14 protein-coding genes and 1 pseudogene are annotated in these 13358 nt (G+C 70.4%); 8 read left to right on the forward strand and 7 right to left on the reverse strand.

The genetic code is table 11. The features are described 5' to 3' along the window. Nucleotides 1-121 precede the first annotated feature (121 nt). Nucleotides 122-643, reverse strand: a complete 522-nt coding sequence (locus IEY81_RS06785; protein ID WP_189117711.1) for a GNAT family N-acetyltransferase — start codon at nucleotides 641-643, stop codon at nucleotides 122-124. Nucleotides 644-730: 87 nt separating this feature from the next. Further along, nucleotides 731-1903 carry an acyl-CoA dehydrogenase family protein gene (locus IEY81_RS06790; RefSeq protein ID WP_189117712.1) on the reverse strand — a complete coding sequence of 391 codons (1173 nt, stop codon included), beginning with the start codon at nucleotides 1901-1903 and terminating at the stop codon, nucleotides 731-733. Nucleotides 1904-1988: 85 nt separating this feature from the next. On the opposite strand from IEY81_RS06790, the gene IEY81_RS06795 reads away from it, so the two are divergent. After that, nucleotides 1989-2435, forward strand: a complete 447-nt coding sequence (locus IEY81_RS06795; protein ID WP_189117713.1) for a CoA-binding protein — start codon at nucleotides 1989-1991, stop codon at nucleotides 2433-2435. On the opposite strand, the gene IEY81_RS06800 is transcribed toward IEY81_RS06795, so the two are convergent. Continuing rightward, nucleotides 2426-3376: a LysR family transcriptional regulator gene (locus IEY81_RS06800; protein ID WP_189117714.1), complete on the reverse strand. Its 951-nt coding sequence runs from the start codon at nucleotides 3374-3376 to the stop codon at nucleotides 2426-2428. The genes IEY81_RS06795 and IEY81_RS06800 overlap by 10 nt on opposite strands. A gap of 64 nt (nucleotides 3377-3440) precedes the next feature. Here IEY81_RS06800 and IEY81_RS06805 point away from each other — a divergent pair, with 64 nt between their 5' ends. The 3 genes from IEY81_RS06805 to IEY81_RS06815 are packed head-to-tail and all read left to right on the forward strand — an operon-like array spanning nucleotide 3441 to nucleotide 6423. Continuing rightward, on the forward strand, nucleotides 3441-4784 hold the full coding sequence (locus IEY81_RS06805) for a CitMHS family transporter (RefSeq protein WP_189117715.1): 1344 nt from the start codon (nucleotides 3441-3443) through the stop codon (nucleotides 4782-4784). After that, nucleotides 4772-6112, forward strand: coding sequence for an acyclic terpene utilization AtuA family protein (locus tag IEY81_RS06810; RefSeq protein ID WP_229787462.1), 1341 nt, complete (start codon nucleotides 4772-4774; stop codon nucleotides 6110-6112). The genes IEY81_RS06805 and IEY81_RS06810 overlap by 13 nt, the downstream gene beginning before the upstream one ends. Beyond that, nucleotides 6109-6423, forward strand: coding sequence for an AtuA-related protein (locus tag IEY81_RS06815; RefSeq protein ID WP_189117716.1), 315 nt, complete (start codon nucleotides 6109-6111; stop codon nucleotides 6421-6423). The genes IEY81_RS06810 and IEY81_RS06815 overlap by 4 nt, the downstream gene beginning before the upstream one ends. Before the next feature lie 3 nt (nucleotides 6424-6426). Here the strand turns inward: IEY81_RS06815 and IEY81_RS06820 are convergent, their stop codons facing one another. Next, nucleotides 6427-6876 carry an Lrp/AsnC family transcriptional regulator gene (locus IEY81_RS06820; RefSeq protein WP_189117717.1) on the reverse strand — a complete coding sequence of 150 codons (450 nt, stop codon included), beginning with the start codon at nucleotides 6874-6876 and terminating at the stop codon, nucleotides 6427-6429. 110 nt (nucleotides 6877-6986) lie between these two features. Here IEY81_RS06820 and IEY81_RS06825 point away from each other — a divergent pair, with 110 nt between their 5' ends. After that, nucleotides 6987-7469, forward strand: a complete 483-nt coding sequence (locus IEY81_RS06825) for a DUF2000 domain-containing protein (protein WP_189117718.1) — start codon at nucleotides 6987-6989, stop codon at nucleotides 7467-7469. A 3-nt stretch (nucleotides 7470-7472) separates the two neighbouring features. Here IEY81_RS06825 and purE read toward each other — a convergent pair whose 3' ends face one another. Beyond that, nucleotides 7473-7985: a 5-(carboxyamino)imidazole ribonucleotide mutase gene (gene purE / locus IEY81_RS06830; protein ID WP_189117719.1), complete on the reverse strand. Its 513-nt coding sequence runs from the start codon at nucleotides 7983-7985 to the stop codon at nucleotides 7473-7475. A gap of 31 nt (nucleotides 7986-8016) precedes the next feature. Between purE and IEY81_RS24110 the strand changes: the two are divergent. The 3 genes and pseudogenes from IEY81_RS24110 to IEY81_RS06840 all read left to right on the forward strand — a co-directional run. Next, nucleotides 8017-8367, forward strand: a pseudogene (locus IEY81_RS24110) (ATP-binding cassette domain-containing protein); the annotation flags it as partial. A gap of 76 nt (nucleotides 8368-8443) precedes the next feature. After that, nucleotides 8444-8590 (forward strand): hypothetical protein, encoded by a 147-nt coding sequence (locus IEY81_RS24115; RefSeq protein ID WP_229787517.1) that lies wholly within the window; start codon nucleotides 8444-8446, stop codon nucleotides 8588-8590. 59 nt (nucleotides 8591-8649) lie between these two features. Beyond that, complete coding sequence (locus tag IEY81_RS06840; protein ID WP_189117720.1) at nucleotides 8650-11397, forward strand: DEAD/DEAH box helicase; 2748 nt, start codon at nucleotides 8650-8652, stop codon at nucleotides 11395-11397. Nucleotides 11398-11581: 184 nt separating this feature from the next. Here the strand turns inward: IEY81_RS06840 and IEY81_RS06845 are convergent, their stop codons facing one another. Both IEY81_RS06845 and IEY81_RS06850 read right to left on the reverse strand, forming a co-directional pair. After that, nucleotides 11582-12739 carry a 5-(carboxyamino)imidazole ribonucleotide synthase gene (locus IEY81_RS06845; protein WP_189117721.1) on the reverse strand — a complete coding sequence of 386 codons (1158 nt, stop codon included), beginning with the start codon at nucleotides 12737-12739 and terminating at the stop codon, nucleotides 11582-11584. A gap of 94 nt (nucleotides 12740-12833) precedes the next feature. Further along, a complete protein-coding gene (locus IEY81_RS06850) occupies nucleotides 12834-13133 on the reverse strand; it encodes a winged helix-turn-helix domain-containing protein (protein WP_189117722.1) in 300 nt (99 codons plus the stop codon). Nucleotides 13134-13358: the final 225 nt, after the last annotated feature.

The raw sequence follows: 13358 nt of genomic DNA on the forward strand, positions 1-13358 counted from the left end.
CGTACGTACCATCTCGGCCGACCTAACTGACGTCTCGACCGACGTACGTGCCGTCTCGGCCGACCTAACTGACGTCTCGACCGACGTACGTGCCGTCTCGACCGACCAAACTGACTTCTCGTCAGGCGGGGTCGGGGTCGGTGGCGAGGCGGGCGTGGGTCTCGGTGTCGTAGCGGACGCCGTCGTAGAGGAGCTTTTGGCGTTCGATGCCCTCTGGGAGGAAGCCGGCGGAGGTGGCGACGCCGCAGGAGGCGGGGTTGTTGAGGCGGTGGCCGGTCTCGAGGCGGAAGAGGCCGAGCTCGTCGAAGCAGTGCTTCGCGAGGAGCTTGAGGCCGGTGCTGCCGACGCCTCGGCCGCGGTGCTTCTCGAGGGTCCAGTACGAGACCCAGCCGATGCTGTGCGCGCGCATCTCGGTCATCACCCGCATCTGCCCGAGGATCTCGCGACCGTCGACGACGGCGAAGGTGTGGGCGCGGTCGGCCGCGGCGTCGTCGGCCCAGCCGGCGATCAGTCGCTCGGCGCCCGCGAGGGTCTCCACCCCGGCCGGGCGTTCGGTCTCCATCCCGGCTCCGGCGTACGCAGCGAGCAGGACCGGCGCGTCTGACTCCTCCCACTGGCGGAGCCGAAACCCGTCGTTGCTCATGCCGGCCACGATAGCGGTGCGACGACACGAGCAGAGACGGGTTCGGTGCGCCCCACCACGAGGACGGAGCGCACCGAGATCAACGAGTCACAGGTTCGACTGGATGCCGGCGAGGAGCTGGCGTGCCATCACGATCCGCTGGACCTGGTTGGTGCCCTCGTAGATCTGGGTGATCTTGGCGTCGCGCATCATCCGCTCGACCGGGTAGTCGCGGGTGAAGCCGTAGCCGCCGAGCAGCTGGACCGCGTCGGTGGTGACCTGCATCGCGACGTCCGAGGCGAACGCCTTCGCAGCGGCACCGAAGAAGGTCAGGTCCTTGTCGCCGCGCTCGGAGCGGCCGGCGGCGGCGTAGGTGAGCTGGCGGGCGGCCTCGATCTTCATGCCCATGTCGGCGACCATGAACTCCAGCCCCTGGAACTCGGCGATCGGCTTGCCGAACTGCTTGCGCTCCTTGATGTACTCCAGCGCGTAGTCCAGCGCACCCTGCGCGACCCCGACGGCCTGCGCCGCGATGGTGATCCGGGTGTGGTCCAGGGTCTGCATCGCATAGGTGAAGCCCTTGCCCTCCTCACCGATGATGCGGTCGGCAGGGATGCGTACGTTGTCGAAGTAGACCTCGCGCGTCGGCGAGCCCTTGATGCCGAGCTTCTTCTCCGGCGCACCGAAGGAGACGCCCTCGTCCGACTTCTCGACCACGAAGGCCGAGATGCCCTTGGAGCGCTTCTCGGGGTCGGTCATGGCGAGCACCGTGTAGTACTCCGAGACGCCGGCGTTGGTGATCCAGCGCTTGACGCCGTTGAGCACCCACCCGTCCCCGTCGCGCACCGCGCGGGTCTTCTGGTTCGCCGCGTCCGACCCGGCGTCCGGCTCGGAGAGACAGTAGGAGAAATTGCCCTCACCGGCGGCGAGCTTGCCGAGGTACTTCTTCTTCAGCTCCTCGGACCCACCGATCTGCACCGGCAGCGAGCCCAGCTTGTTCACCGCAGGGATCAGCGAGGCCGACACGTCGGCCCGCGCGACCTCCTCGATGACCAGCACCGTCGCGAGCGCGTCGGCACCGACACCGCCGTACGCCTCGGGCACGTGCGGCGCGAAGAACTCGGTCTCGACCAGCGCGTCGTGAGCCTCCTGCGGGTAGCGAGCCTCTTCGTCGACGGCGGCCGCAGCCGGAGCGATCTTGGCGTCGCAGATCTCGCGGATGGCCTTGCGGATCTCCTGGTGCTCCTCGGAGAGGGCGAACAGCGGGTACTCGGCACTCATGTCTCGGAGTCTATGCCTGCTTACTACTCGCCAGTACGTCGGTGGGTGACGGAATCCCGGAAGCGCGTTTGTCGTTGTGCCACACATGACCGCCGCATGGCTCGACCAGAACACCATCGACACGCTGCTCGACGACTCCGAGACGTGGGCCGTCGTCGGGCTCTCCGGCGACCCGTGGCGCACCGCCTATTCCATCGCCCAGGAGCTCCAGCAGCACGGCAAGCGGATCATCCCGATCCATCCCGGCGCCGCGGCCGAGGGCAAGGAGGTGCTCGGCGAGAAGGTCTACGCGACCCTGGCCGAGGCCGCCGCGGCCGTCGGCAAGATCGACGTCGTCGACGTCTTCCGCCGCTCCGAGGCCGCCGGCCAGTTCGCCGACGAGGCCGTCGCGATCGGCGCCGGCGGGGTCTGGTTCCAGATGGGCGTGGTCGACGAGGCGGCCTTCGAGCGCACCACCGCGGCCGGCGTACCCATGGTCATGGACACCTGCCCCAGCAAGATCTGGTTCGAGCGCCAGCGCGCTCAGGCCTGATCCGACGCGGACGGCACCCACCGCACACCTGGCGGCGAGGCGATCTCCCGCTCCCCCGCACTGACCAGGAGATGCATGAGCTCCTGCGCGGCGCGCGACATCGGCCGCCGGGGGTCGTGGATGAGGCAGATGTCGCGCTCGACCACGGGCTCGGCGAGCGGGCGCACCACCACGTCGGCGAACGTCATCATCGGCAGCACCAGGCTGGGCGCCGCGGTGATCCCGAGACCGGCGGCGACGAGACCCGCGACGGCGCCGATGTTGCGCGCCTCGGTCAGGGTGCCGATCCGGGTGTCGGTCTCGGCGAGCACCCGGTCGACGTAGCTGCGGATGCTCGAGAGACGCTCGAAGGCGACGAACGGGTGCCCGGCCAGATCCGTCCACCGGAGCTTCTCCGAGGAGGCCAACGGATGGTCGCTCGGCAACACGGCCGCGAAGGAGTCGACCGCGATGTGGCGCAGTCGCATGCTGTCCGGTACGCGGGCTGCGACCGAGACCGCCAGGTCGACCTCGCCACGGACGACGAGATCGAGCACCTCTTCGGAGAACCCGTCCTTCACCGTCACCGACACCTCGGGGTGCGCCCGCCGGAACGCTGCGAGCACCGGCGGGAGCATCGTGCCCGCCAACGACGGCAGCGCGGCCACGGAGACCGCACCCCGAGTGCCGGCGAGATAGCCCTCGAAGTGGTTGAGCGCGGTGTCGAACTCCCCGACGAGCCGCCGTGCGATGGCGAGGAACTCCTCGCCTTCCAAGGTGGGGCTGACCCGCCGCGTGGTGCGCTCGAAGAGGGGTACGCCGATCCGCTGCTCGACCTCCTGCACGGTGCGGCTCAGCGACGGCTGGGCGACATGGAGCTCACGCGCCGCCGGGGTGTAGCCGCCGGCGTCGGCGACGGCGAGGACCACTCGCAGATGACGAAGCGTCAGATCGATGCCCACGACACATCAATCTATCGGTTATTGGTGTTGGACAGGAACAAGTGAGCGTCATCACACTCGTCCCATGCTCTCACTCATGGGCTTCGTCACCGTCGCGGTGATCCTCGCCCTCCTCCTGACCAACCGGGTCGCGGCCGTGGTGGCGCTCGCCGGCGTCCCCGTCGTGACGGCCCTCGTCGCCGGCTTCGGCCCGACCGAGATCGGCGAGTTCGTCGCCGGCGGCCTCGGCGGTGTCGTCGGCGTGGTCGCGATGTTCGTCTTCGCGATCGTCTACTTCGGCATCATGCGCGACGCGGGCATGTTCGACCCGATCATCCGGCGCATCGTCGCCTTCGCCGGGAACGCGCCCGTCACCGTCTGCCTCGCCACCGCGACCCTCGCCATGGCGGCCCACCTCGACGGTGCCGGCGCGACCACCTTCCTGATCACCATCCCGGCGATGCTGCCGCTCTTCGACCGGCTCGGGATGAGCCGGCTCGTCCTGGCCACCTGCGTCGGCCTCGGCGCCGGCGTCATGAACATCGTCCCCTGGGGCGGCCCGACCGCCCGAGCGGCGGCCACCTCCGGCGTACCGGCCAACGAGCTGTGGGTCCCGCTCATCCCCGCTCAGCTCGCCGGCATCGTCGCCGTCCTGGCGATCGCCTGGTTCCTCGGCCGCCGCGAGACCCGCCGGCTCGCGAGCGCGACCGCCGCGAGCGATGGCTCTGACACAGCCACGTCCGTCGACGAGCCCGGCCAGGCGTACGCCGCCCTCAGCCCCGAGGACCAGGAGCTCCGCCGACCTCGACTGTTCTGGGTCAACGTCGCGCTGACGGTGGCGGCCATCGCCGCCCTGGTCACCGCCGTGGCCACCCCCGAGCTGGTCTTCCTCGTCGCCGTGGTCATCGCCCTTCTCATCAACTACCCGGGCCTGAAGAACCAGACCGACCGGATCGAGGCGCACGCCAAGGGCGCGATGCTGATGGCGACCACGCTGATCGCCGCCGGGGTCTTCCTCGGGATCCTCGAAGGCAGCGGCATGATCGAGGCGATGGCCAAGACCGCCGCCGGTGCGCTGCCGGACGGCGCGGCTCCGATCCTCCCGGTCCTGATCGCGATCCTGGCGGTGCCGCTCAGCCTGGTGTTCGGCCCGGACCCCTACTACTTCGGCGTCCTTCCGGTCCTGATCAGCGTCGGTGAGATGCACGGGATCGCCGCTGCCGACATCGCCCAGGCGTCGATCCTCGGTGAGGAGACGGTCGGCTTCCCGATCAGCCCGCTCACCGGCTCGTTCTACCTGCTGGTCGGCCTCGCCGGGGTGGACATCGGCAAGCACATCCGCCACCTCATCGGCTGGGCCTGGCTGGTCTCCGTCGTCATGCTCGCCGTCGCTCTGGTCACGGGTGTCATCCCGGTGTGGGCCTCGTGATCCGGCTGGGAGCGGGCGCCGGGTTCGCCGGAGACCGCATCGACCCTGCCGTCGAGCTCGCCCGCGAGGGTGACCTGGACTACCTGGTCTTCGAGTGCCTCGGCGAGCGGACCGTCGCCGCCGGCCAGCTGCGCCGACTGGCCGACCCCGACGAGGGGTACGACCCGTTGCTGGAGGCACGGATGCGCGCCGTGCTCCCCGTGATCGAGCCGGGCCGGACGCGGATCATCACCAACTCCGGAGCCGCGCACCCGCTCGCCGCCGGCCGTCGCGTCACCGAGGTCGCCCGAGCGCTGGGCCGCCCCACCCGGGTCGCCGTCGTCACCGGCGACGACGCCCTGGCAGCCGTACGCAGCCTCGACCCGATCCTGTGGGAGACCGGCGAGCCGCTCTCCCGGTGCCCGGACGAACTCGTCTCCGCCAACGCCTACCTCGGTGCCGACGGGATCCGGCAGGCGCTCGCCGAGCGGCCCGACGTCGTCGTCACCGGCCGGGTCGCGGACCCGGCGCTCTACCTCGGACCGCTGCAGCACGAGTACGGCTGGGCCGACGACGACTGGCAGCGGCTCGCCGCCGGCACCGTGGTCGGACACCTCCTGGAGTGCGCCGGCCAGCTCACGGGCGGCTACTTCGCCGACCCCGTCACCAAGCCCGTCCCCGGCCTCGCCCGGCTCGGCTTCCCCTTCGCCGACATACGCCCCGACGGGGCGGCGACCTTGAGCAAGGTCGACGGCAGCGGCGGCCGGCTCGACGTCCGGACCGCGACCGAGCAGCTGCTCTACGAGGTCGACCGACCCGAGGCGTACCTCACCCCCGACGTCACCGCGGACTTCTCCGGCGTCTCGTTCCAGCAGACGGGCCCGGACCGGGTCGAGGTCTCCGGCGCCGGCGGCACCGCACGGCCCGACGAGCTCAAGGTGACCCTCGGCTTCCGCGGCGGCTGGCTCGGCGAGGGCCAGATCTCCTACGCCGGGCCGCGCGCCCGGGCGCGGGCCGAGCTGGCCGCCGAGATCGTCAGCGAGCGCCTCACCACCGTCCACGGCATCCCGGCGGACGCGATCGGGGTCGAGCTCATCGGGGCCGGTGCGGCGTTCCGTGGCCTGGCCCCGGCGAACGAACCGATCGAGGTACGCCTCCGCGTCACCGCCCGCACCGCCGACGCCGCCCAGGCGCGCCTCGTCGGCTGGGAGGTCGAGTCCCTCTACACCAACGGCCCGGCCGGCGGCGGCGGCGCCCGCACCGGCGTCCAGCAGACCCTCGTGGTCCGGTCCTGCCTGGTGCCTCGTGACCTGGTCTCCCCGACCGTGACCATCATGGAGGAGCGATGAGCGAGCTGATCGTCGACGACCTCGCCGACGTCCGCGCCGGCGACAAGGGCGACACCCTGATCCTGGCGGTGCTGCCGCGGGACGGGGAGGCGTACGCCCTGCTCGCCGAGGTGCTCACCCCCGACGCGGTCGCCGGCCACTACGCCGTCACCGAGCCCGTCGAGCGCACGGAGCTACCGCACCTTCCCGCCCTCGTCTTCCGGGTGCCGTCCGTCCTTGCCGGCGGCGTGACCGGCTACTCCGGCCTGGACGGCCACGGCAAGGCCCTCGGCTACCACCTGCTGATGCTCCGCCTCGAGAAGGACGGCTGAGGCTCAGGGCTCGAACGTCATCGTCCGCATGTGCTCGTAGATCACCGACGTCTCGACGTCGGCGATCTCGGCACGTGAGGTGAGGCGGTCGATCACGAAGGCGTAGAGGGCGTCGTTGTCGGCGACGGCGACGTGCACGATGAAGTCCATCCGGCCCGAGGTGACGAAGACGCCGACGGCCTCGGGCAGCGCGCCGACCCAGTCGCGGAACGACTCGATGTTGGCGCGCGAGGGCGGTCGGATGCGCACCGCGACGAGCGCCTGTACGCCGCGGTCGACCTGCCGCAGGTCGATGTCGAGGTAGGCGCCGCGGATGAGTCCGCGCCGCTGCATCGCGCGGGCGCGGTCGTGGACGGTGGTCGCGGATACGCCGACCTCGGCGGCGATGTCGCGGAGGCTCCGCCGTGCATCCATCGTCCAGGCGGCCAGAATCTGACGGTCGACCTCATCCATGCACGCCAGAATAGCGCCATCTCCTGACAATGTTCGGACTGTTTGTGTCACAGCCTGACGATCACAAGACTTGAGCCCAGATCAGTTGACGAACGACAGGAGTCACAACGATGAGCACAGGCGTCGAGACAGCGCGGGTCGGGTTCGCCCCGGAGGAGATCGACCAGTCCGCGAGCACGCGGGAGGTGCCGCTCAAGTGGGTGGTCGTCGTCGACCGGGACCTCCCCGCCGGCCGCGCGGTCAACGCAGCGGTCTGCGTCGCGGGGGCGACCACGCAGCGTACGACCGGCATCCTCGGCGAGGACGCGGTCGACGCCGACGAGTCCACCCACCCCGGGCTGCCGTGGATCGGCTGCACCGTTCTCGGTGCCCCGACCGAGCGGCTGACCGAGCTGCGGCGCAAGGCGGTCGCGCAGCCCGGAGTCGCGGTCATCGACATGCCGACCCAGGCGCAGCACACCCGGGTCTACGACGACTACCTCTTCGCCGTCGGGAGCAGCCGCGGCGCCGACCTGACCTACTACGCGATCAGTCTTCTCGGACCCCGCCGGACGATCGACAAGCTGGTCAAAGGACTGAAGCTGCTGCCCTGAGGCTCACTCGCCCGAGACTCCGCCCGAGGTGGCGCGGCGGACGACCTCGCCCTTCTCGCGGGCGAGGTCGGCCAGCGAGGTCTCGTACGCCACCAGCTTCTGCTGCAGCTCGGGGTCGGCGACACCGAGGATGCGGGCGGCGAGGATGCCGGCGTTCTTGGCGTTGCCGATGGCGACCGTGGCGACCGGGATGCCGCCGGGCATCTGGACGATCGACATCAGCGAGTCGAGACCGTCGAGGTACTTCAGCGGCACCGGCACGCCGATCACCGGCAGCGGCGTCACCGAGGCCAGCATCCCGGGGAGCGCGGCAGCGCCACCGGCACCCGCGATGATCACCGAGAGGCCGCGCCCGGCGGCCTCTCGCCCGTAGTCGAGCATCTCCTGCGGCATCCGGTGGGCCGACTTCACATCGGCCTCCCACTCGATCCCGAACTCGTCGAGAAGGTCGGCCGCGGCCTTCATCGTCGGCCAGTCGGAGTCGGACCCCATCACGATTCCCACGCGAGCGCTCATGGGCCAAGGCTAGGCCGAGGAGTGCTCGCGCGTGTGGACCGGGCCGCCTAACGGTGACGTAACAGGATCACGCCATCGCCGAAATTCGCTGGCTCGCTGCCGCTGCCCGGCCACGTACGCGACGTGCCCCGCCGGGCACCCTGGTCCGCTTCCATCCGTCGCACCGATCGACCTCCACCTCAGGGCCGGGACGTTGCTCGCGGTCACCGGGCCGTCGGGGGCGGGGAAGTCGTCGCTGCTGTGGGCGCTGGCCGGTGCGCTGGACCCGGCTGCGGGAGCGGTGAGCGTGGACGGATCACCTCTGACCGGCCGTGACGACGCGGCAGCACGCGGGGTCAGCCTCATCCCCCAGGGCAACGGCCTGGCGGGCTCGCTGTCGGCCGAGGAGAACGTGCTGGTGCCGATGCTGGCTCGCAAGGTGTCGCCCCGGGGAGGCGCGCGCCGGCAACCGCGAGCGGATGATCGCCGCGCTCCGGGCCGAGGCCGAGCGGGGCGCCGTGGTCGTCCTGGCGACCCACGACCCGGAGGCCGCCGCCGAGGCGGACGCCGAGCTCGCGCTCGACGAGGGCGTGGCGTCATGGCCCCGACCCCTCGCTGTCATCTGAGTGTCGGTGCTGCCCGCTAGGGTCCTGGGCCATCTCCCCCACGACCCCCACCAAGGCAGATGGAACCAGCAACCAGCACGGACGTCGTCCTCAGCGCGCCGCCGAGCCCGACCGCTGTCGAGCGGTTCACCGGCCTGACCAAGGCCGAGCGGAAGGCTCTGCCGTCCCGCCTCCGGCAGCTCTCGGCGTGGTCCCGGCAGGCCGCTTCTGCGACGGGCGCGCGCACCGAGATCGAGCGTGAGGCGGTTGAGGCGGTCGACGATCTGCGAGCTCGTGCGGCCGACCTGAAGCGCGCCGCCCAGGTGGCCTGGCGCAGCATCCCGCTCGACCGCAGCGACGGCTCCCGACTCGCCGCCATTGCGCGGCGGCACGCGCTCGAGCCCGTCGAGGAGACGACCCAGCAGCTGGTCGCCTGTCTGGCTGACGCCACGGGCGACCTGGCGCAGGCACGCAGGGCCACCGGTGCCCGTCGGCTCCTGGTCCGCGGCAGCCGGCGTGAGGAGGCCGAGCTCGCCGGCAAGCGGATCCTCGACCTGCACCGATGGGCGAGCGACATCCAGGCGCCGAAGCGGCTCGACGACCTGAGCAGACTCCCGGCACGGCGCCGGGTGCGCATCCGTGAAGCGCTGCTGCCGAGCGTCGGCCTCCTCGAGGCGCTCTCCGGGCTGGGATCGGAAGCCGTGCTGGCGCCCCGGAAGGGCGTGATGGTCCTGCGCAACGAGGGCGAGGCCCTCAACGAGGCCAGGCGCTCGGAGGAGCCCGCTCGGCGCGCCGCGACCGAGGCCGGCAACGCGGTCCGGAGCGCCAACACGGACACCGCGGTGAGGTCGCTGCCGGTGGCGGAGCTCGCCGACCTCGTACGCATCGAGCCCCTCCTCGAGGCCGGGGTCCGCACCGTCCACGAGGTCATCCATCCCGCCTCTGACCTGCGAGATCTCCCTGGGGTCGGCCCGGCGACGGCGGCGCGGATACAGGAGGCGGCGCAGGCCCTGTGGCAGCGCACCTACGACGAGATGCCCCTCGCTCTCGACCACGAACGCCGCACGCCGGCGGCCACCCGGCTGCTCGCGCGGTTGGCGGAGTGGGAGGCCGGGCGGCGTACGAAGGATGCGGGCGCGGAGCTCGCCCTGGTGCAGTCGCTGCGGCCGCTGACCCGGTCGCTCGCCCAGTCGTCGAAGAGCGGCGCGAGGTTCCACCTGATCCTGGCCAACGCCGCCAGCCTCGATGACTTCCAAGCTGCGCTGCGGGCGATCGCCCACCGCGCCGAGATGGCGCGGCGGGTGCGTCCCGGCAACCGGCCGGCCGACCCCTGGGACGACTTCGAGAAGCGTCCGGCCGACTACTACGCGATGCTCTCCGAGCTCGGCTTCCTCACCGCGGACGAGGACAAGATCCACGGCGACCTCTCGGCCGAGATCATCGAGGCCGTACGCGCCCAGGAGCTGCGCACCAACAACCTGACCGCGTCCCTGCGCGGCTACCAGCACTTCGGCGTACGTTTCGCGCTGGTGCAGATGAAGGTGATCATCGGCGACGAGATGGGGCTCGGCAAGACGCTCCAGTCGCTCGCCGTGCTCGCGCATCTGCACGCCATGGGCGCCTCCCACACGCTGGTGGTCTGCCCAGCCGCGGTCGTCACCAACTGGGTGCGCGAGACCGACTCGAAGACCACGCTGGTCCCCCATCGGCTCCACGGCAACCGCCGGCTCAAGGCTGCCCGGACCTGGGTCGAGCAGGGCGGCGTCGCGGTCACGACCTACGAGACGCTCAACGCGATCCAGCCCTTCCTCGACCAGGTCGACGTCGCCTGCGTCGTGGTCGACGAGGCTCACATGATCAAGTCGCCGCGCACCCAGCGCACCGAGCGCGTACGCCGCGTGCTGGACGCCTCCGAGCGCGCCATCCTCCTCACCGGCACGCCGATGGAGAACCGCATCGACGAGTTCCGCAACCTGGTCTCCTACCTCCTCCCCGACCTGCTGCTCTCCGCCGACGAGTTCAACCCCCACCGGTTCCGCAAGCAGGTCGCCCCCGTCTACCTGCGTCGCAACCAGGAGGACGTGCTCACCGAGCTCCCCGACCTCGTCGAGGTCGAGGACTGGCTGCCACTGTCGAAGGCCGACGAGAAGGCGTACGCCGAGTGCGTCCGCGACGGGAACTTCATGGCGATGCGGCAGGCCGCGATGCTCCAGGGCACCTCGTCGGCGAAGATCGAGCGGCTGGTCGAGATCGTCGGCGAAGCCGAGGAGAACGGCCGTCGCGTCATCGTGTTCTCCCACTTCAGACGGGTCCTCGACGACCTGGTCACGCTGCTGCCGGGTGAGGTGTTCGGCCCGCTCACCGGCTCCGTACCCGCCGAGGAGCGCCAGCAGATGGTCGACGAGTTCTCCGCCGCTGGCCACGGCGCGGTGCTGGTCACCCAGATCGTCGCCGGCGGCGTGGGCCTCAACATCCAGTCGGCGTCGGTCGTGGTCATCTGCGAACCCCAGCTCAAGCCGACCATCGAGTGGCAGGCGATCGCCCGAGCCCGCCGGATGGGCCAGCTCCAGTCGGTCCAGGTCCACCGCCTGCTCTCCGAGGTCGGCGTCGACCAGCGCGTCCACGACATCCTCGCGGCCAAGGCCGAGCTCTTCGACGACTTCGCCCGGGTCAGCGCCACCGCCGCCAGCAGCCCCGAGGCGTACGAGACCTCACACCCCGGCGACCCCGACGACCCCGGCGACCCCGCCGCGCTGGCCGCAGAGGCCTCCGACGCCGAGATCGCCCGTGACGTCGTCGCCACCGAGCGTCAACGCCTCGGCATCTGACTCACCTTCGCCGAGACGTCAGCTGCGTCGGCCGAGACGTCAGCTGCGTCGGTCGAGACGTCAGCTGCGTCGGTCGAGTTGGCACCGAGGTGCCAACTCGACCGACCTGAGCGACTTCTCGGCCGACGCAGACGACTTCTCGGCCGTCGTACGTGACGCCTCGACCGTCAGTCGGAGTCGACCGTCACTCGGAGTCGTTGCCGAGGTCGCCCTGGAACCAGTCGGCAGCGTGCCGGGCGCGCTCGAGGCAGTCGTCGAGGTCATCGCCGTAGACGTTGACGTGGCCGACCTTGCGGCCCGGGCGCATCTCCTTGCCGTAGAGGTGGACGCGGAGGTGCGGGTCGCGGGCCATGGCGTGCGGGTAGCCGTCGTAGAGGCGGCCGACGTCGGGACGGGAAGAACCGAGGATGTTGACCATCACCGACCACTTCGCGCGAGGTGCGGGCGAGCCGAGCGGGAGGTCCATGACCGCGCGCAGGTGGTTCTCGAACTGCGAGGTGACGGCGCCGTCCTGGGTCCAGTGGCCGGTGTTGTGCGGACGCATGGCCAGCTCGTTGACGAGCAGCCGGCCGTCGACGGTCTCGAACATCTCGACCGCGAGGATGCCGACGACGCCAAGCTCACCGGCGATCCGCAGAGCGATCTGCTCACCCTCGACGGCGAGCTCGGGCGAGAGGTCGGGCGCCGGAGCGATGACCTCCTTGCAGACGCCGTTCTCCTGGTAGGTGTGCACGACCGGGTACGCAGCGGCCTGCCCGCTCGGCGAACGGGCGACGATCGCGGAGAGCTCCCGCCGGAAGTCGACCAGCTCCTCGGCGAGGACCTGGACACCGGCCTCCTCCGCGACGCGGAGCGGCTCGTCGACATCGGCCACACCGCGTACGACCCAGACGCCCTTGCCGTCATACCCGCCGCGGGTGGTCTTGAGGACGCACGGGAAGCCGAACTCCTCGACGTCTGCGACGGAGGAGACGATGGCGTTGCGCGGGCAGGGGACGCCAAGCTCGGCGAGACGGGTGCGCATGACGCCCTTGTCCTGGGCATGGACGAGGGCGTCGGGGCCGGGGCGGACGGCGACGCCGGCGGCGGAGAGCGCGTGCAGGTGCTCGGTCGGGACGTGCTCGTGGTCGAAGGTGACCACCTCGCAGCCCTCGGTGACCTTCTTGAGCACGTCGAGGTCCCGATAGTCGCCGACCATCTGGTCGGGGATGACCTGGGCCGCCGAGACACCCTCGCCCTCGGCGAGGAGCCGGAGCGGGAGTCCGAGCGCGATTGCGGGCTGAGCCATCATGCGGGCCAGCTGGCCGCCGCCGATGATCGCAAGAGTCGGTGCGAGGGTCACGAGCGACAGGATAAAGACCCTGCGGTGCCGGGGCCGATTTCGCGGATCCCCCTCACGCAATCGGCGAGACCGGCCCCGGCGGGTCAGGGAGAGGTCAGGCCTTCTCGAAGCGCAGTCCCTTGCCGCGCAGAGTGGTGATCAGGTGTGGCTTGCGGGGGTCGTCGCCGAGCTTGCGGCGAACCCATCCCAGGTGCACGTCGATGGTCTTCGACGAGGTGTAGAAGGTCGCGTTCCACACGTCCCTCATCAACTCGTCGCGGGAGACGACGTCGCCAGCCCTCTTGATCAGGGCGTGAACCAGGTCGAACTCCTTGCGAGAGAGCGTGAGCTCCTCATCGTTCCGCCATGCTCGCCGGGTGTCCGGGTCGAGCTTGATCTCCTGTACCTCGATCATGAGATCGACATTAAAGAGGGTAAAGAGGCATTGGCAAAGAATTGCACGATATTGCCAGTGACATCTTCATGCCACAGTGCAACGAAATGGGCATGCCAAACGTGCGCGCCTCGAGCGACGCCCTCAACCATGCCCACGAAGACATGTTTGGGTAAAGCAATCAACTGGCGTCGTAGATCGACTGTTGATTGCAACGAAACGGCAACAACGCGGTGAAACCGCAGG

The sequence above is a fragment of the Nocardioides luteus genome, assembly GCF_014648595.1.
Taxonomy (GTDB): Bacteria; Actinomycetota; Actinomycetes; order Propionibacteriales; family Nocardioidaceae; genus Nocardioides; species Nocardioides luteus.

Coding starts and splice junctions, on each gene's coding strand:
- IEY81_RS06785 (WP_189117711.1), bottom strand. CDS start 643: ATGAGCAACGACGGGTTTCGGCTCCGCCAGTGGGAGGAGTCAGACGCG.
- IEY81_RS06790 (WP_189117712.1), bottom strand. CDS start 1,903: ATGAGTGCCGAGTACCCGCTGTTCGCCCTCTCCGAGGAGCACCAGGAG.
- IEY81_RS06795 (WP_189117713.1), top strand. CDS start 1,989: ATGACCGCCGCATGGCTCGACCAGAACACCATCGACACGCTGCTCGAC.
- IEY81_RS06805 (WP_189117715.1), top strand. CDS start 3,441: ATGCTCTCACTCATGGGCTTCGTCACCGTCGCGGTGATCCTCGCCCTC.
- IEY81_RS06815 (WP_189117716.1), top strand. CDS start 6,109: ATGAGCGAGCTGATCGTCGACGACCTCGCCGACGTCCGCGCCGGCGAC.
- IEY81_RS06820 (WP_189117717.1), bottom strand. CDS start 6,876: ATGGATGAGGTCGACCGTCAGATTCTGGCCGCCTGGACGATGGATGCA.
- IEY81_RS06825 (WP_189117718.1), top strand. CDS start 6,987: ATGAGCACAGGCGTCGAGACAGCGCGGGTCGGGTTCGCCCCGGAGGAG.
- purE (WP_189117719.1), bottom strand. CDS start 7,985: ATGAGCGCTCGCGTGGGAATCGTGATGGGGTCCGACTCCGACTGGCCG.
- IEY81_RS24115 (WP_229787517.1), top strand. CDS start 8,444: ATGATCGCCGCGCTCCGGGCCGAGGCCGAGCGGGGCGCCGTGGTCGTC.
- IEY81_RS06840 (WP_189117720.1), top strand. CDS start 8,650: ATGGAACCAGCAACCAGCACGGACGTCGTCCTCAGCGCGCCGCCGAGC.
- IEY81_RS06850 (WP_189117722.1), bottom strand. CDS start 13,133: ATGATCGAGGTACAGGAGATCAAGCTCGACCCGGACACCCGGCGAGCA.